The sequence below is a fragment of the Stenotrophomonas sp. STEN020 genome, from assembly GCF_056760195.1.
Genome location: NZ_JBRREI010000042.1, coordinates 1 through 18,265, shown reverse-complemented (window position 1 = coordinate 18,265; position 18,265 = coordinate 1). Strand labels below are relative to the sequence as shown.

The following is an 18,265-nucleotide window of genomic DNA, read 5'->3' as shown; positions in this document are numbered from 1 at the left end:
ATTCTGCTTGGAGCGCGGAACTGACCATTTTACCCGACCTGCGTCACGGCCGCCCGCGAGCTGCCTGCAGGGGTCAGCAATGTCAAAAAAACAGAAATGCCACGCTGGCCAGCAGGCATGGGGCATTCCGTCCACAGCTGGGCGGAATCGGGGAGTGGGGTGCGGGTGGGGAGGTTCAGGCTGGGCCGCTCAGACCCAGCCACGCGCGGCCAGCGACACCGGCGCGCCGTCGCCGATCACGAAATGGTCGAGCAGGCGGATATCCACCAGCGCCAAGGCCTGCTGCAGGCGCGTGGTGATGGCACGGTCGGCCGCCGACGGTTCAGGATTCCCGGACGGGTGGTTGTGCCCGACGATTACCGCCGCAGCATTGTGTGCCAAGGCCTGGCGGACGACTTCACGCGGATGTACCTCGGCGCTGTCTACCGTTCCTGTGGATAACTCCTCAAAGGCCAATGCCCGATGCCGGTTGTCCAGGAATAACGCTGCGAACACCTCCTGCGGCCGGTGGCGCAGGCGCTGGGCGAAGTAGCGGCCGGCGGCGGTCGGGTCGGTCAGCGCATCGCCACGTTCCAGCCCGGCGGCCAGATGGCGCCGGCCCAGTTCCAGCGCTGCGCTGAGCTGGCAGGCGCGGGCCGGGCCCAGGCCGGGCAACTTGGCCAGTTGCGGCGCACTGCGGTCCAGCAGTGCCCGCAGCGGGCCGTGCGCCTGCAACAGCTCGCGCGCGGTCTGCACCGCATCACGCCCGCGCAGCCCCGAACCGAGGAAAATCGCCAGCAGTTCAGCATCGGAAAGTGCGGCTGTGCCACGTGCCAGTAATTTTTCGCGCGGGCGTTCAGCGCTGGGCCAATCACGGATATGCATGAGTGGCAGATTCACCGCCATTTGCCAAAAACTGGATCAGGCGTAACAAAGCCTTCGGTTAAGCTAACCCTTCTTCTGTACCTAGGAATCCCCATCCGTGACCAGCGTTTCCCCCACTTCCCGCCCCTTGGAAGGACAGAAGCTGCTGCTATGCGTAGGCGGCGGCATCGCTGCGTACAAGTCGCTGGAGCTGGTGCGTCGGCTGCGTGATGCCGGCGCCACCGTGCAGGTGGCAATGACCGCTGGTGCGCAGCAGTTCGTTACTCCGCTGAGCTTCCAGGCGCTGTCCGGCCATCCCACCCGCACCACGCTGTGGGACAGTGCCGCCGAGCAGGCCATGGGCCATATCGAACTGGCGCGCTGGGCTGACCGCATCGTCATCGCCCCGGCCACTGCCGATCTGCTGGCCCGGTTGGCGCATGGCAATGCCGACGATCTGGTGACCACGCTGTGCCTGGCCAGTACCGCGCCGCTGACTGTGTGCCCGGCGATGAACCACCGCATGTGGCTGCACCCGGCCACCCAGGCCAACATGGCATTGCTGCGCGAGCGCGGCGTGCAGGTGATCGGGCCGGAGGACGGTCCGCTGGCCGAGGGCGAATCCGGCCCCGGCCGGGTCAGCGAAGCACCGACCATCATTGCTGCGCTCGCCGGCAACCAAGCACCGCAGGCGCCGGCCAAGCCGGGCCGGCTGAACGGCATGCGCGTGCTGATCAGCGCTGGTCCCACCTACGAAGATCTGGACCCGGTGCGCTACGTCGGTAACCGCAGTAGCGGCAAGATGGGCTATGCCTTGGCCGCCGCCGCCGCCCGTCAGGGTGCGCAGGTGGTGCTGGTCAGCGGCCCGGTACAGCTGGCCACCCCGGCCGGCGTGCAGCGCATTGATGTGCGCTCGGCCGCGCAGATGCGTGAGGCCGTACTCGGTGCCTTGCCGGCCGATATCTACATCGGCGCTGCTGCCGTGGCCGACTACACGCCGCGCCAGGTCTCTCCGCAGAAGCTGAAGAAAACCGCAGGCACCCAGACCCTGACCCTGGAGCTGGTGCGTACCGCCGACATCCTCGCCGAAGTGGCCGTGCACGAGCAGGCCTTGAAGCTGGTGGTGGGCTTTGCCGCTGAAACCCACGACGTCGAGAAGTACGCGCGCGGCAAGCTGGCCGACAAGCATCTGGATCTGATCATCGCCAACCAGGTCGGCATTGCCGGCAATGGTTTTGAGAGTGACCAGAACGCCGCTGTGGCCTACTGGAACGGTGGTCTGCGCGAGTTCCCGGGCGTCGCCAAGACCCAACTGGCCGAACAATTGCTGGATTTGATTGCCGAGAGGTTGGACGCATGAGTAATGAACTGCAGCCCTTGCAGGTGAAGCTGCTGGACCCGCGCTTCGGCGACAGCTGGCCGCTGCCGGCCTACGCCACCGAGGCCAGCGCCGGCATGGACCTGCGCGCGGCCACCGAAGCACCGTTGACGCTGGAACCCGGCGATGCGGCGCTGCTGCCCAGCGGCATCGCGATCCATATCGCCGATCCGGGCCTGTGCGCGGTGGTTCTGCCGCGCTCCGGGTTGGGTCATCGGCACGGTATCGTGTTGGGAAATGGCACGGGCTTGATTGATGCCGATTACCAGGGACCACTGCTGATCAGCGTGTGGAACCGCGGCCGCGACGCCTTCACCATCGAGCCGGGCGACCGTATTGCGCAGTTGGTGGTGATGCCGATTGCACGCGTAACGTTGCAGGTAGTAGATACTTTCATCGACAGTGCACGTGGAACGGGTGGATTCGGCCACACCGGGGTGCGCTGACAGGGGGAACGCACGATGAGCCAAGGCAATGAGAGCGGGCGGCCACGTCCTGCGCTGGGTCGATCAACGCCACTGCTGGCGGTGCTGCTGCTGTTGTTGGCCGGCTGGTTCGGCTGGAGCGCGGTAGATCAATGGATGCAATCCGGTACCAGTGCCGGGCTTGAGCAATCCCGCGATCAGGCCGTTGCCGGTGTGCAACAGGCATTGACCGCGCAGACCGCGCAGTTCGGCAAGCAGCTGGCGCTGGAGCCGGTCAAGGCCGCGCTGGCCAGCGGCGATGCAGCCGCCGTCGCCTTGGCGGTACGTGACAAGTGGAACGGCGTGGAAGACGCGCAGGTTCTCGACGCCAGCCTGGCCGAGGCTTATGCCGAGCCGGCCGCGTTTGGTTACTCGCGACTGGCCCTGCTGGAACAGGCCATGGCGACCGGCCAGCCGGTGGCGCTGGTGGTCCGCGATGGCGGCAGCCCGCGGCTGGGCCTGGCCGCACCGGTGCTGCTGCAGGGCAAGCCGGCGGTGATCTATATCCGCCAGCCGCTGACCCGGCTGACCTCCGTGTTTGATGGCATTGATTCGCCGAACAGCGCCTTCCTGGGGCTGCGTCAGGGCGGTTTTACCATCGTCCAGAAAGGCGCAACCAACTTGGGCAACAGCGCCGATGCACTGGCGCGCCCGGTTGGCGACACCGGTCTGCGCGTTGTTGCCGAGCTGCCGGATGCCAACACCGGTGCGATGGGCCTGGGGGTGATTGCCAGCGCCATCGTGGCGCTGTTGCTGCTGGCCACTGCTTTGCTGCTGTTGCTGGGGCGCAAGCGTTTGGCGAATCTGCCGGTCCTGCGCAAGAACACCGCACAGGTCGACGATGGCGGCCTGACCTTGCAGGAAGCGCTGCAGCAGGACCCGCAGCCGCTACCGGCTTCGGCCAATGCGCGCGCGGACGATGCGCCGCAGGCGCGGGTTGAGCCGGGAGCCGACGCGGTATTGCCGGTGATCTTCCGCGCCTACGATATCCGTGGCGTGCTTGGCACCGAGTTGAATGCCAGTGTCGCCACCCTGATCGGTCAGGCCATTGGTAGCGAAATGCAGGCACAGGGCCTGCGCGATGTGGTGGTGGGCCGCGATGGCCGTCTGTCCGGACCGGAGCTGGCTGACGCCTTGATCACCGGCCTGCGTCGCGCTGGTTGCGATGTGATCGATATCGGCATGGCACCGACCCCGGTGGTGTACTTCGCCAGCTATCACCTGCGTGCCGGCAGCTGCGTCGCGGTCACCGGCAGCCACAACCCACCGGACTACAACGGCTTCAAGATCGTCATCGGTGGCGAGACGCTGTCCGGCGACGCCATCACCGATCTGTACAAGCGCATCCAGGAAGGTCGCCTGCAGCATGCCGACAGCGAAGGCAGCCTGCAGCAGCGCGAGGTCATTGATGACTACGTGCAGCGCATTGCCGATGACGTGCAGCTGGACCGCCCGCTCAAGATCGTTGCCGATGCCGGCAATGGCGTTGCCGGTGCGGTGGCGCCGCAGTTGTTGGAAGCCATTGGTGCCGAGGTGATTCCGCTGTACTGCGAGGTGGATGGCAACTTCCCCAACCACCATCCGGACCCCAGCGACCCGCACAACCTCGAAGACCTGGTGCAGATGGTCAAGCGTTTCGACGCGGACCTGGGCGTGGCCTTCGACGGCGATGGTGATCGTCTTGGCGTGGTTACCAAGGACGGCAAAATCATTTTTGCCGACCGCCTGCTGATGTTGTTCGCCGCCGATGTGCTGGCGCGCAACCCCGGCGCGATGGTCATCTACGACGTGAAGTGCACGGGCAAGTTGTCGGACTACATTCTGCGCAACGGCGGTAGCCCGATGATGTGGAAGACCGGGCATTCGCTGGTCAAGGCGAAGATGCGCGAGACCGATGCCGAGCTGGCTGGCGAGATGAGCGGCCACTTCTTCTTCAAGGAACGCTGGTACGGCTTTGATGATGGTCTGTACGCGGCGGCGCGCCTGCTGGAGATCTTGGCGCAGCGTGATGAAGAACCGTCCGAGGTATTGAATGAGTTGCCGGATGCGGTTTCCACGCCGGAGTTGAAGGTGGCGGTGGAGGAAGGCACCCAACATGCGCAGGTGGCCTTGATCGTGGCTGCAGCGCAGGTTGAGGACTCGCCGTTCGCAGGCGCGCGCATCTCGACGATTGACGGCCTGCGTGCCGACTTCAGCGATGGCTGGGGTCTGGTGCGTGCGTCCAATACCACGCCGGTGCTGGTGCTGCGCTTCGAGGCCAATGATGAAGTAGCGCTGGAGCGGATCAAGGGGGTGTTCCGCGAGCAGTTGCTGCAGGTGTTGCCGGCGGGGACTGAACTGGGGTTCTGATCGGCGGTGCTGTTGTGCAAGAGCCGTCCACGCATCGCGTGGGCGGCTCTTTGCTTTCTGGACCTCCGCCATTCGCCAGCTGCTTTCTTGCATAGCAGGTTTTGTTGGATGGCTTTGGATTACTGCGAAAGGCACCCCTCCCCAGCCCTCCCCTTGGCTGCGCCAAAGGGAGGGGGTGTAGTGCGTGCAGCCCGTCAGATCGAAGCGCAGCCGCTTGTCTCCCTCCCTTTGGCGCAGCCAAGGGGAGGGCCGGGGAGGGGTTGCCGTTGCTCGAGCCTTCGTTCGCTTGTAGGAGCGGCGTCAGCCGCGAAGCCACAGTGGCTTCCGCATCCAGCAATCTCAGATCAACGAACGCTTGGTGTTTCACCAGCTTCGCGGCTGACACCGCTCCTACAAGCTGTGCTGCTCACGCCCCACCAAACCGTAAACCAACGCCGGGTTCGGTAAACAGATAGCGCGACTCCAATGCGGAATCCCCCAGCTTGTGCCGCAGCCGCCCCACCAGGATGCGCAGGTAGTGCGTGTCATGCCGATGCGTCGGTCCCCAGATTTCCTGCAGGATCTGCGGCTGGGTCACCACCCGTCCGGCATTGCGCAACAACAACGCCAGCAGCGCGTACTCCTTGCGGGTCAGTGCAATCGCTTCGCCATCCACGCGTACATCGCGGCGCGACAGGTCGATATGCAGGCGGCCGTCATCAAACACCGGCACCTGACCTTCGCTATCGGTGCTGCGGCTGCGCAGCAGCGCCCGAACCCGCGCCATCAATTCCTGGGTGCCGAACGGCTTGGTCACGTAGTCGTTGGCGCCGTTGTCCAAGGCGCGCACCTTCTCGGCTTCGCCGGCACGCACGCTGAGCATGATCACCGGCACCTGGCTCCATTGGCGCAGCTCGGCCAGCACATCGTGGCCTTCCATGTCGGGCAGGCCGATATCCAGCACCACCAGATCGGCACCATCCTCGGCCAGTCGTTGCAGGCCTTCGGCGCCGTTGGCAGCCTGGCTGACCGCATAGCCCTGCGCGCGCAGTGAAATATCCAGAAAGCGCCGGATCTGCACTTCGTCATCGACCACCAGCACGCGTGGCGGCGGGATGGCCGGCGCCTCAGCCGTCATCGCGCGGGCTCTCGGGGTGTGGCTGGAGCAGGGGCAGGGTCATGCGTATCAGCGTACCGCGTCCGTCGCGTCCCGGCAGCGCTTCGACGCTGCCGCCGTGCGCACCGATCATGCCCTGGCAGATGGTCAGGCCCAGACCGGTGCCCTGGCGGCCGCGGTCGCCGCGTTCCACGCTGTAGAACATATCGAAGATGCGCGAGCGCTCGGCATCGGGTATGCCCGGGCCGGCGTCGATCACCTCGATGCGCAGCTCGTTGGCCTGCTGGCGCGCGCGCACTTCCACCGGTACGCCGGGCGGCGAGAACTTGGCGGCGTTCTCCATTACGTTGAACACCGCCTGCTCGACCAGCGCCGGGTGCACCCAGATCGGTGCCAGCTCCGCCGGAATATCCAGCTGCAGACGCACGCCCGGTTGGTAGCGCTGCAAGCGCCGCGCGGCTGAACCGATCAGCTCGTCCACGCCGATCCAGTCGCGGTTGAGCTTGAGTCCGTCATGGCCGAGCCGGGTCATGTCCAGCAGGTTCTGGATGTAGCGGTCCAGTCGCTCGCCTTCGACCACGATGGTGTCGAGCAGGGCGCGGCGGTCGCTGGCATCCATTGCATCGGCGTAGTTGGACAGGCTGTCGGCCGAGCCGATCATCGCCGCCAGCGGCGAGCGCAGGTCGTGCGACACCGAGGACAACAGGGCCGAGCGCAGACGCTCGGTTTCGTTGTGCAGATGTGCGGTTTCCAGATCGGCCACCAGCCTTGTGCGCAGGGCCGCCTGGGCGATGTCGTCGGCCATCGCTTCCACCAGCTGACGTTGCTCCGGGGCCAGCCGTGGATGCTGATGGTCAAAGCGCAGGCCGGCCACGCCGATTGCGTGCGCTTCCCCGTCGAGCAAGGGCAGGAACCACCAGCCGGCGCCGGCCAGCGTGTCGGTGAAGCGGCCGGCGGGTTGCCCATGCCGCAGCGCCCAATCGGCGGCAGCCAGATCGGTGTCGCCCGGTGCGGCGGTGCCGCTGGTGCTGGTGTCATCACCCAGCCGCACCCATGCCGGTGCATCCAGTGCTTGTTCCAAGGCAACACGGCCGGCATGCCCAACTTGGGCGTTGTCGGTAGCGCCGACCAATTGCCGGCCCAAGGTCTGCCGCACATTGGCATGGCGATTGGCCGCGCGCAGCGCTACCACCTGCATGCGCAGACGTGATGCCAGGCGGCCTGCGACCAGCGCAGCGGCGAGGAACAGGAACACGGTGATCACGCCTTGCCGCGCGCTGATCGCAAAGGTGAAACGCGGTGCGATGAAGAAGAAGTTGTAGGCCAGGAAGCACAGCGTCGCTGCCAGCACCGCTGCACTCATGCGGGTACGCGCGGCCACCAGCACCACCGCGACGATGAACACCATCGCCAGATCGCTCAGGCCTATCCAGTGCTCGCCCAGCCACGCGGCGAGGCAGGCGCAAACCGTGGCCAACACCGCCGTCATCGCATCCTTGCCCCAGCTGTCCGGGGCCAGCGACAGGCCGAAGCGACGCGCATTGGCGCGCGCTTGCGGGGTACTGATGATGGTGATTTCGTAGTGCGCGCCGCGCTGGATCAGCTGCTGGGTCAAGGTCTGGTTGAACAGCCGCGCGAGCGGCCGCTCGCGGGTGCGGCCCAGCACCAGTGACGACACCGCGTTGTGCGCGGCGTAATCGAGCAGCGCATCGGCAATGCCCGGTCCATGCAGCAGTTCGGCATCACCGCCCAATCGCCGTGCCAGCGCGAAGGCATCGTCGATCTCGCGGCGGGTAGCTTCGTCGTGGCGACGGTGTTGCACGGTTACCACGGTCCATGGCGCATCGCGGCGCTCGGCGATACGCCGCGCTACCCGCACCAGATACTCGCTCTGGCCACCGCCATCGATGGCGACCACCACCCTCCGCCGCAGCGGCAGATTGCCTTCGCCACGTGCGGCGCGGGTCTCGCGCAGGCTGCTGTCGACGCGGTCGGCAGCTTCCTGCATTGCCAGTTCGCGCAAGGCGGTGAGGTTGGCCGGCGAGAAGAACGCCTGCAGTGCCTGCGCCGCCTGTTCGGGCACATAGACCTTGCCTTGCTGCAGGCGCTCGATCAGCTCGCGTGGTGGCAGGTCGACCAGCACGATGTCATGCAACCGATCGAACACTACGTCGGGCACGGTCTCGCTGACGCGCACGCCGGTGATGCGCATGACCACATCGTTGAGGCTTTCCAGATGCTGGATGTTGATCGTGGTCCACACGTCGATACCGGCATCGAGCAGTTCCATCACATCCTGCCAGCGACGTTCGTGACGACTACCGGGAGCGTTGCGATGGGCAAGTTCATCGACCAGTACCAGTGCTGGCTTGCGCGCCAGCACGGCATCCAGATCCATCTCCTGCAGCTGATGGCCGTGGTACTCCACCGCACTCAAGGCGATACGTGGCAGGCCGTCGAGCAGGGCGGCGGTATCGTTGCGGCCGTGGGTTTCAACCACGGCCGCCATCACGTCAACCCCGCGTCGCAGTTGTTCCTGGGCGCGGGTGAGCATGCTGAAGGTCTTGCCCACGCCCGGTGCGGCGCCGAGGAAGACGGTCAGCTTGCCGCCGGCGTCGCGTTGCAGGGCGTCGGCCAAGGCATCGGCCTGGCGGCTACGGGAGTCGTTCATGGTCACGATTGTGCGCTGTTGCAGGCGCGCCCTGCATCAGGGCGCATTCGCGGCGTGATCCAAGGCCCGGTTGAGGGCAATCACGTTGATGCGCGGCTGGCCGAACACGCCCCATTGGCGGCCCTGCAGCTGTGCATCAACCAACGACTGCACCTGTGCCAATGACAGGCCACGCGCAGCGGCCACACGTGCTACCTGCACCTGCACCGCAGCTGGCGACAGCTCCGGGTCCAGCCCGCTGGCCGACTGCGTGACCAGATCGCCCGGCACCTTGGCCGGATCGATCTTCTCGCGCGCTGCGGCAGCAGCGGTGGCTTCGCTGACGCGCTTGACTAGGTCCGGATTGCTGCGCGCCATATTGCTGCCGGCTGCGGCCATCGGGTCGTAGTTGGCAGCCGAAGGACGCGTCTGGAAATAGCCATCGCCAGTGAACGGCTGCGCCAGATACAGCGAGCCGCGCACCTGTCCATCGGCATCGCGGATCAGGCTGCCATCGGCCTGCGCCGGGAACAGCGAGCCGGAGATGCCGGTCGCCAGCACCGCATAGACCAGGCCGGTGCCGAGCAGGCCGAACAAGGACAGGCCAATGGCCGGCCGCCACAGCGGGTTGCCGGAACGATGGGAGGAGTTCATGGAGGTGTTCATGCGCCAAATACCAGAGCAAGCAGAAGGTCGATGGCCTTGATGGCCGCAAATGGCAGCAGCACGCCGCCCAAGCCGTACACCAGCATGTTCCGCCGCAGCAGCGCGGTGGCGGTGGCCGGACGGAAGCGCACGCCGCGCAGGGCCAGCGGAATCAGGGCCGGGATCACCAGCGCGTTGAAGATAAGCGCCGCCAGCACCGCATTGCGCGGGCTCGACAGCTGCATCACGTTCAAGGCCGCCATCGACGGGATGCTGGCGGCGAACAGCGCCGGCAGGATAGCGAAGTACTTGGAGACGTCATTGGCCAGCGAGAAGGTGGTCAGTGCGCCGCGGGTGATCAGCTGCTGCTTGCCCACTTCCACCACCGCCAGCAGCTTGGCCGGATCCGAATCCAGATCAACCATGTTGCCGGCCTCCTTGGCCGCCTGCGTACCGGAGTTCATCGCCAGGCCAATATCGGCCTGGGCCAGTGCCGGCGCATCGTTGGTGCCGTCGCCGACCATTGCGACCAGTCGGCCACCGGCCTGCTCGGCACGGATACGAGCGAGTTTGTCTTCCGGTCTTGCCTGGGCGATGTAGTCATCGACACCGGCTTCGGCGGCGATGGCGGCGGCGGTTAGCGGGTTGTCGCCGGTGATCATCACCGTGCGGATACCCATCGCCCGCAGCTGCGCGAACTTCTCGCGCATGCCGTGCTTGACCACATCGGCCAGTTCAACCACACCGAGTACGTGGCGGCCTTCACTGACCACCAGCGGCGTGGCACCGCCACGGGCAACCTGGTCCACCCGCGCCTGCAGCTCGTTCGGCACCGTGCCACCCAGCGCCAGTACATGTGCGGTGATGGCATCGCCAGCGCCCTTGCGGATGCTGCGGCCATTGTCCAGGTCGACGCCGGACATGCGGGTCTGCGCGGTGAACGCCAAGTACTCCGCTTTTTCCGGCTCGGCCGTGGTGCAAGCCTGCTCACGGGCCAGGCGCACAATGGATTTGCCTTCCGGGGTCGGGTCGGCGAGTGAGGACAACAGCGAGGCTTCACGCAGCTGTGCAGCGTCGATGCCGGCCAGCGGATGGAAGTGCGTAGCCTGACGGTCGCCGTAGGTGATGGTGCCGGTCTTGTCCAGCAGCAGCACGTCGACGTCACCCGCCACTTCTACAGCCTTGCCGGATTTGGCCAGCACATTGGCCGACAGCGCACGGTTCATGCCGGCGATGCCGATGGCCGGCAGCAGGCCGCCGATGGTGGTCGGGATCAGGCACACCAGCAGGGCGATCAGCAGCAGCGGATCGACCGTGACGCCGACAAAGCCTGCAATCGCCGGCAGCGTTGCCACCACCACCAGGAAGGTCAGCGACATCGCCGCCAGCAACAGGGTCAGCGCGATCTCGTTCGGCGTCTTCTGCCGGTTTGCGCCTTCCACCAGCGCGATCATGCGATCGAGGAAGCTGTGGCCCGGCTCGGCGCTGACCCGCACGATGATCTCGTCGGACAGCACCTTGGTGCCGCCGATCACGCCGGAGCGGTCGGTCTCGGCCTCACGCAGCACCGGTGCTGATTCGCCGGTGACCGCAGCTTCGTTGATGGTGGCAAGGCCGCGCACGATCTCGCCATCGGCCGGCACGAACTCGCCGGCACTGACGATCACATACTCACCCGGGCGCAGCTCGGCAGCCGGCACACGGCTTTCGGCAGCACCCTGCAACGGCGTGGCGACACGCCGTGCGACCAGGTCCTGACGTGCACGTCGCAGCGACGCGGCCTGGCCACGGCCACGCGCCTCGGCCACGGCTTCGGCGAAATTGCCGAACAACACCGTTACCAGCAGGATCGCGGTGACGGCCAGGCCGAAGCCCATCGGCGCATTGCCGCTGAGGGTGACGATCAGCGCCAGCATGGTGCCGACCATCACCACCGCCATCACCGGGTTGTGTAGCAGGTGCAACGGCGACAGCTTGCGTACCGAGTCGATCAGGGCACGGCGCAGACCGGCCGCATCAAGCAGGGCGGGGCGGCGCGATGCCGCAGGAGACGATGCCGCAGGAGAAGCAGAACGGTTCATGGGGGCGTTCACGGTGAGGGGACTCCCTGCAGGGCCAGCAGGCTCAGGTGTTCGGCCACCGGGCCAAGCACCAATGCCGGCAGGAACTGCAGCACGGTAAGGACAATGACCACGCAGATAAGCGTCAATGCGAAGGTCGGGGTTTCAATCTGCAGGCTGCCGGCGCTTTGCGGCACCTGCTTTTTAGCGGCCAACTGGGTGGCGATGATCAGCGGAATGATCAGGATCGGGAACCGACCCAGCGCCAACACCAATGCGCAACTCAGGTTCCACCAGACGGTATTGTCAGCCAGCCCTTCAAAGCCGGAGCCGTTGTTGGCATAGGCTGAAGTGAACTCGTAGAACACCTGGCTGATGCCATGGAAGCCGGGGTTGGAGGTGCCAGCCAGGCCGGGGATGGCCAGGGTCAGCGCGGTCAGGCCAAGCAGGGTGATCGGTTGCAACAGCACCAGTACCGCGAGCAGGCGCACCTGCGGCGTTTCCAGTTTGCGACCGAGCAGTTCGGGCGTTCGTCCGGTCATCAAGCCGGCCAGGAACACCGCCATCATCAGATAGACCAGGAACTGCTGGATGCCGCAGCCGATGCCGCCCCAGATAGCGCTGATCAACATGTTGACGATGGGCATCATGCCGCCGAGCGGGCTCAGCGAATCGTGCATGCCGTTGACCGAGCCGTTCTGCACCTGGGTAGTGATGGACGACCACAGCGCCGTGCCATCGGCACCGAAACGGGCTTCCTTGCCTTCCATCAGCAACGCACTGGCGGCGCTGGCGCTGTGACCTTCCAGCCACATGCTGGCGCTGGTGGTGATGACCGACATGGTCAGCATGCAGCCGAATACCAGGGCGCCAAAGCGACGCCGGCCGGTGAAGCTGCCGAGCATGCAGATGATGGCCATCGGGATCAGCAGGATGCCGATCAACTCCAGCGCGTTCGACAGCGGTGTCGGGTTTTCCAGCGGGAAGCTGCTGTTCGGGCCGTACCAGCCGCCGCCATTGGCGCCGAGCTGCTTGGCCGCAACCATCGCCGCGACCGGACCGAGCGGAATCTTCTGCGTTTCCATGCCGGCACTGGCGTCGATCGGCGTGGCCTGCGGGCCACCGGCCAGCGTGGAAGGCACACCCTGCCAGTTCAGCAGCAGCGTCCATACCAGGCACAGCGGCAGCAGGAAGCGCAGGCACAGGCGCACCACGTCGGCGTAGTAGTTGCCTACGGTGACGCGCATCGGGGTGTTGCCGGTGTCACTGCTGGCCGGCTTCATGAACAAGGCACGCAGCGTTGCTACCGCAAGTGCCAGGCCCATCATCGGGGTGATCACCTGCAGGCCGGTGATGCCGGTCATCTGCGAGAAGTAGGACAGCTGCGCCTGGCCGCTGTAATGCTGCTGGTTGGTGTTGGTCAGGAACGACACCATGGTGTGGAACGCGGTGTCCCAACGCATGTTGGGAATGTTGTCCGGGTTCAACGGCAACCAGGCCTGGGTCATGAACACCGCCTGGGTCAGCACCGCCAACACCAGGTTGCTGATCAGGAACGCGACCACATAGCCGCGCCAGGACATGGAGTGGTTGGGATCAACGCCGAGCATGCGGTACAGCGGCTTTTCGATCCAATGGAAGAGGACGTCGATACGCATCGGCGTACCGCGCATCAGCCGCGCCAGGTACAGGCCGAGCGGCCATGCCAGCGCCAGGCTGGCCAGAATGATGAGGATGGGTTCAATCACGACGGCACTCCTCAGAACGACTCAGGTCGAAGGACCGCATACAACAGGTAGGCAGCGGCGATCAGCACCACTACGCCGCACAACAGAGCAAGCCAGCCGGGCATGGAAACCTCGAATTACGATCAGGACGCGGCCGGGGCTGCCGGAACGCGCGTCGGTGGACGGGTAGGGCGGCAGGCAGGCGCGAACGACAAGTCTGATCACCCCGATCAGGCCGTTATCGTCCGCCTAGGGGGCGTAAACGATCGACGCTGTAGGGGTGGGGCTGGCGTAAAAGGCACGTAAAAAGTGGGGTTTTGGGCGAGGCGGGTGGGATTGCGGTGGGAACAATGCCGGAGCAGGAACGAAAGCCAGAAGCCAGAAGCCAGAAGCCAGAAGCCACAAGCCACAAGCCACAAGCCACAAGCCACAAGCCCCCTCATCCGCCCCTTCGGGGCACCTTCTCCCGTAAACGGGAGAAGGGACAGTCCTGGCCTGCGGTTGGCTCTGCTGTGGCTCTGCTGCAGTTCGCGGGCTTTCAGCCGCCAGTGGACTTTCAGCAACTGGCGAACTTTCAGACGCAGGGAGCCAATCCCTTCTCCCGCCCGCGGGAGAAGGTGCCCGGAGGGCGGATGAGGGGAAGCTTTTATACGAAGAAAGCGACCCTAAGGCCGCTTTCATTCTCAGTCCAAAAATTTACCGGGAAAGCCCCTGCCGAGCATGGCTCGGCACTACCGCCTACCTCTCAGCCCTTGGCAGGCACTGCATTGGCAGCAGGTGCCGCCGCAGCCGCTCCCGCATCAACCGGTGCCGCAATCCCCTTCAGCTCGCGATACCGCGCCAGGCTCTCGGCGATCTCAACTTCCAGTGCCTGCCGTTGCTGCTCGAACGCCGTCTGCAGGCGCAGCTGTGCGAGCAGTTCATTGTGACGCTGGCGGATCTCGCCGGCCTGCTTGTCAGGCACTTTCTGCCCGGCCAGTTCCCTGTTGCCGGCACTGGCGAGTTGGGAGGCCAAGGCGCCACGCAGGCTGGTCACGTTGAAGATCGCGGTCTTGACGTTGTTGTCGACAATCGCCGTGCGTTCACTGAACACACGGCGCAGATCGTCTTCTGTGGCGTAGGTGGACAGCATCGCCTGCTCGGTACGCTTGCGCGTGTCCGCCGCCGCTGCGTCCACTTCCTGTTGGGCTTTGGCCAGGGCCGCGTCAGCACGTTCTTCGGCGGTGAGCGCGCGCTGCACATCGGCACCGCGGATGCCGCTGCGTGCGTTGAACTCCTCGCGCGCCTTGTTCACCGCTTCCGGTGGCAAGGTGTCCGAGCAGATGCGCTTGCCGCCCTCATCCCAGCAGTACAGCTTCTTGCCAGGATCGGACGGCTTGTTCTGCGCCAGCGCCGGCATTGCCAGCGCTGCCAACATCAGCAACAAAGTTGCGGTGGTTTTGGACGGATTCGGCACCATGGCAGCCCCCTGCTATCAGCCTGTCGGATTGCTCCCGTAGCGGCCACGGTAGGCCAGCAACGGTTCGCGATAGCCAACAAGTTCCGGGTTCCCGGACGCGAATGCAAGCAGGTCGGCCAGATTGGCCACGGCAATCACCGGAATGCCGGTTTCGGCAGACACGGCCTGCGCGGCTGAACGGCGGTCCTCTTCGGAGGCGATCTCCTGGCGGTCCAGTGCCACCACGATGCCGGCCGGAATGCCCTTGGCTTCGCGGATGATGGCCAGGGCTTCACGGATGGCGGTGCCGGCAGTGATCACGTCGTCGACGATCAGGATGCGCTTGCCGGCCATGTCGGCGCCGATCAGGCTGCCGCCCTCGCCGTGGTCCTTGGCTTCCTTGCGGTTGAAGGTCAACGGCAGGTTGCGGCCGCGGTGCGAGAACTCGCAGGCAATCGCGGTGGCCAGCGGGATGCCCTTGTAGGCCGGGCCGAACAGCTGGTCGTAGGCAATACCGGCGGCATCGATGGCGTCGGCGTAGCAGTTGCCCAGCTGGGCCAGCGCCAAACCAGTGTCAAAACGGCCGGCATTGAAGAAGTACGGGCTTACCCGGCCAGACTTGAGGGTGAACTGGCCAAAACGCAGCGCGTCGGCATTCAGCGCCAGCTGCAGGAAACGGGAACGGTGGTCACTCATGTAAATACGCTGTCTTATCGTCTATTGAGGTTCCTAGGGTAAAGCATGGCCCTTGCAATTGCTGCGCTGCGGCTCCGGGCGGGGGCCCCGCAGCGAACCGGGCTGCTGTCAGGGGAAAGCTGAGGCCCGGTTTGTCGGCCGCCCCGGTCCGGGCGGTATGCTGTGCCGGTCTTGAGCTTTCCCAATAGCGGTCCTTCATGCGCATCATCAGTTTCAACGCCAACGGCATCCGTTCGGCCACCACCAAGGGCTTCAACGAGTGGTTTCTGGCCCAGCAGGCCGACGTGCTCTGTATCCAGGAGACCAAGGCGCAGGAGTCGCAGCTGACCGACGCGCTGTTCCGCCCCGACGGCCACCACTGCTTCTACCGTGATGCCATCACCAAGAAGGGCTATAGCGGCGTGGCGATCTGGAGCCGGCGCGAGCCCGATGAAGTGCGTACCTCGCTGGGCTGGGCACCGTTCGATGACGAAGGCCGCTATATCGAGGCGCGCTTCGGCAACCTCAGCGTGGTTTCGTTCTATATCCCGTCCGGTTCCTCGGGCGAGCTGCGCCAGGGCTTCAAGTTCGAAGTAATGGAGTGGCTCAAGCCAATCCTGGACGAATGGCTGGCCAGCGGCCGCGATTACGTGCTGTGCGGCGACTGGAACATCGTGCGCAGCGCGCTGGACATCAAGAACTGGAAATCCAACCAGAAGAACTCCGGCTGCCTGCCGGAAGAACGCGACTGGATGAACGGCTTCTGCGCCGACCAGGCCGAGCTCACCGACGCGGCCAATGGCCGCGGTTGGGTCGATGCCTACCGCGCGCTGCACCCGGAAGGCCAGGACTACACCTGGTGGAGCAACCGTGGCGCGGCCCGCGCCAACGATGTGGGTTGGCGCATCGACTACCAGTTCGTCACCCCCGGCCTGCGTGATCGCCTGCGCGGCTGCTCGATCTATACCGGCCAGCGCTTCTCCGACCACGCCCCATTCACCGTGGACTACGACCTGTGAGTGAAGCTGCCAAGCCCCAACGTCCCTGGCAGCGGGTATTGTCCAATCTGAGCCAGCGCAAGGTGTTGGCGATGCTGTTGTTGGGTTTCAGCTCGGGCTTGCCGCTGTACCTGGTGGGCAACACGCTGGGCTTCTGGATGCGCAAGGAAGGCATCCAACTGGATGCCATCGGCTTCCTGTCCTGGGTCGGCCTGGCATATTCGCTGAAGTTCCTGTGGGCACCCATCGTTGATAAGACCAATGCGCCGCTGTTTGGCTGGCTGGGGCGCCGGCGTGGTTGGATGGTGCTGTCGCAGCTGATCGTGGTTGCCGGGCTGGTGGGCATGGGCTTGATCCAGCCCAAGGGTGGCCAGATCACCTTGCTCGGCGTCGCCTGGGAGCACATTGTGGTGTTCGGGGTGATGGCGGTCATCGTCGCCTTCGCCTCGGCGACGCAGGACATCGTCATCGATGCATGGCGCATCGAGTCTGCCGACAACGGCGAACAGCTTGGCCTGCTCACGTCCTCATCGGCATTGGGTTATCGCTCGGCCTTGCTGGTGACCGATGCGCTGATCCTGCTGATAGCGGCCAGGGTGGGTTGGCAGGTTTCCTACGAAATCATGGCCGGCTTGATGGCGGTAGGTATCGTCGCCGTGTTCATGGCCCGCGAACCGTTGCCTGCACAGTTGGCGGTGGCAACGCAGTCCGCACCGTTGTGGACGCCGCGCGGCCTGTTCGACGCGCTGATTGGGCCGTTCGTCGCCTTTGTGCGTGAACATCGCAGCGGCGCGCTGCTGATTCTGGCGGCGATCAGTTTCTATCGTCTGGCCGATTTTGTGATGGGCCCGATGGCCAATCCGTTCTATGTCGATCTCGGCTTGAGCGAGGACACGGTCGGTACCGTACGCGGTTCGATCGGCCTGGTCGCGACCTTCGTGGGCATTGCCGCCGCCGGTGTGGTGGCGCTGCGCTGGGGCATGCTGGTGGCCTTGGTGGTTGGTGCTGTGTTGGGCCCGTGTTCGAACCTGGCATTTGCCTGGCTGGCGTACTCAGGCCCGGATATCACCCATTTCGCGATTGCCATGGCGGTCGATAATTTCGCCAGCGGCTTTGCCGGCACGGCGCTGATCGCCTACATGTCCAGCCTGACCAGCATTGGTTACACCGCAACCCAGTACGCCTTGCTGAGCTCGTTCTACGCCATGCCCGGCAAGGCTTTGAAGGGCTTTTCCGGTTGGTCGGTGCAGACTCTGGCGCAGGGCCGCACCTTGTTGGAAGGCTATGCACTGTTCTTCATCGGCACTGCGCTGATTGCGATTCCAGTCGTCATCCTGTGCGGATTGTTGATCCTGCATCAGCGCCGGCTAGCCCGCGCGGGCTAGGGCAGTTGCCTGCATCTGCCTGCTGCGGGATGATCGCCCCCGACGCGCCGAGGGGGCGGCCTTGCTACTGAGGAAGTGAGCATGGCAGATGTTGTATTGCGGGATATCGACCCGCTGCTGATGGAGCGCATCCGCCGCCTGTCGGTGGCGCGCGGCTGGACTCGTGAGGAAACCTGTCTGGCTCTGCTGGAGCAAGGTTTGTTTGCCAGCGAGCAACACGTGCGTGGTGGCTTCGAAGACCCCGAAGTAGATGTCCTGTCCGAGGCCATCAAGGCACTGCAGGCACTGCCAACCGGCAGCGATATCTGAAACCAAGGTAGAGCCGAGCCATGCTCGGCTGACGCTGTTTGTAGGAGCGGCGTAAGCCGCGAAGCCACTGCTCGGCCCGGTTGCGGAAATGCCCGGCAGTCCGGGAATTGGGTATGCACGTCGCGTGGAAGCAGGGTCGGCTTGGGGGGGGTGGCCCCCGCGACAAAACCCGGGGGGGCGCCCAAAAAAAATAGCCCCAACAAAAAAGCCCCCCCCCCCCCCCCCCCCCCGGGGGGGTTGACGCCCCC

15 protein-coding genes are annotated in these 18,265 nt (G+C 65.2%); 6 read left to right on the top strand and 9 right to left on the bottom strand.

The window, feature by feature from the left end; all coding sequences use genetic code 11:
- Positions 1–189: 189 nt before the first annotated feature.
- Positions 190–864, bottom strand: a complete 675-nt coding sequence (gene radC, locus ACVOLZ_RS16105; RefSeq protein WP_481517017.1) for a RadC family protein — start codon at positions 862–864, stop codon at positions 190–192.
- Between the two features lie 97 nt (positions 865–961).
- Here radC and coaBC point away from each other — a divergent pair, with 97 nt between their 5' ends.
- Genes coaBC through ACVOLZ_RS16090 form a run of 3 tightly spaced genes read left to right on the top strand, consistent with a single transcriptional unit; the run spans position 962 to position 5,034 of the window.
- On the top strand, positions 962–2,203 hold the full coding sequence (gene coaBC, locus ACVOLZ_RS16100; protein WP_481517016.1) for a bifunctional phosphopantothenoylcysteine decarboxylase/phosphopantothenate--cysteine ligase CoaBC: 1,242 nt from the start codon (positions 962–964) through the stop codon (positions 2,201–2,203).
- Entirely contained in the window at positions 2,200–2,667 is a 468-nt protein-coding gene (gene dut, locus ACVOLZ_RS16095) for a dUTP diphosphatase (RefSeq protein WP_481508139.1), read from the top strand. Before coaBC ends, dut begins: the two co-directional genes overlap by 4 nt.
- Before the next feature lie 15 nt (positions 2,668–2,682).
- Positions 2,683–5,034: a phosphomannomutase/phosphoglucomutase gene (locus ACVOLZ_RS16090; protein WP_481517015.1), complete on the top strand. Its 2,352-nt coding sequence runs from the start codon at positions 2,683–2,685 to the stop codon at positions 5,032–5,034.
- Between the two features lie 406 nt (positions 5,035–5,440).
- Here the strand turns inward: ACVOLZ_RS16090 and ACVOLZ_RS16085 are convergent, their stop codons facing one another.
- The 8 genes from ACVOLZ_RS16085 to pyrE form a co-directional block, all read right to left on the bottom strand.
- Positions 5,441–6,151, bottom strand: coding sequence for a response regulator transcription factor (locus ACVOLZ_RS16085; RefSeq protein ID WP_481517014.1), 711 nt, complete (start codon positions 6,149–6,151; stop codon positions 5,441–5,443).
- The gene (locus ACVOLZ_RS16080) at positions 6,141–8,801 is read right to left on the bottom strand and encodes an ATP-binding protein (RefSeq protein ID WP_481517013.1); all 2,661 of its coding nucleotides are present in this window, start codon (positions 8,799–8,801) and stop codon (positions 6,141–6,143) included. Before ACVOLZ_RS16080 ends, ACVOLZ_RS16085 begins: the two co-directional genes overlap by 11 nt.
- Before the next feature lie 36 nt (positions 8,802–8,837).
- Complete coding sequence (kdpC, locus tag ACVOLZ_RS16075) at positions 8,838–9,434, bottom strand: potassium-transporting ATPase subunit KdpC (RefSeq protein ID WP_481517012.1); 597 nt, start codon at positions 9,432–9,434, stop codon at positions 8,838–8,840.
- A gap of 8 nt (positions 9,435–9,442) precedes the next feature.
- A complete protein-coding gene (gene kdpB / locus ACVOLZ_RS16070; protein WP_481517011.1) occupies positions 9,443–11,506 on the bottom strand; it encodes a potassium-transporting ATPase subunit KdpB in 2,064 nt (687 codons plus the stop codon).
- An 8-nt stretch (positions 11,507–11,514) separates the two neighbouring features.
- Complete coding sequence (gene kdpA / locus ACVOLZ_RS16065) at positions 11,515–13,233, bottom strand: potassium-transporting ATPase subunit KdpA (RefSeq protein ID WP_481517010.1); 1,719 nt, start codon at positions 13,231–13,233, stop codon at positions 11,515–11,517.
- An 11-nt stretch (positions 13,234–13,244) separates the two neighbouring features.
- Positions 13,245–13,337, bottom strand: coding sequence for a potassium-transporting ATPase subunit F (locus ACVOLZ_RS16060; RefSeq protein WP_054660392.1), 93 nt, complete (start codon positions 13,335–13,337; stop codon positions 13,245–13,247).
- A 620-nt stretch (positions 13,338–13,957) separates the two neighbouring features.
- Positions 13,958–14,617, bottom strand: a complete 660-nt coding sequence (locus ACVOLZ_RS16055) for a hypothetical protein (RefSeq protein ID WP_481517027.1) — start codon at positions 14,615–14,617, stop codon at positions 13,958–13,960.
- A 69-nt stretch (positions 14,618–14,686) separates the two neighbouring features.
- Entirely contained in the window at positions 14,687–15,346 is a 660-nt protein-coding gene (gene pyrE / locus ACVOLZ_RS16050) for an orotate phosphoribosyltransferase (RefSeq protein WP_481517009.1), read from the bottom strand.
- A gap of 197 nt (positions 15,347–15,543) precedes the next feature.
- On the opposite strand from pyrE, the gene ACVOLZ_RS16045 reads away from it, so the two are divergent.
- From ACVOLZ_RS16045 to ACVOLZ_RS16035, 3 genes are all read left to right on the top strand, one after another.
- The gene (locus ACVOLZ_RS16045; protein WP_481517008.1) at positions 15,544–16,344 is read left to right on the top strand and encodes an exodeoxyribonuclease III; all 801 of its coding nucleotides are present in this window, start codon (positions 15,544–15,546) and stop codon (positions 16,342–16,344) included.
- On the top strand, positions 16,341–17,708 hold the full coding sequence (locus ACVOLZ_RS16040; protein ID WP_481517007.1) for an AmpG family muropeptide MFS transporter: 1,368 nt from the start codon (positions 16,341–16,343) through the stop codon (positions 17,706–17,708). Before ACVOLZ_RS16045 ends, ACVOLZ_RS16040 begins: the two co-directional genes overlap by 4 nt.
- Positions 17,709–17,789: 81 nt before the next feature.
- Entirely contained in the window at positions 17,790–18,017 is a 228-nt protein-coding gene (locus ACVOLZ_RS16035; RefSeq protein ID WP_481517006.1) for a hypothetical protein, read from the top strand.
- Positions 18,018–18,265 lie beyond the last annotated feature (248 nt).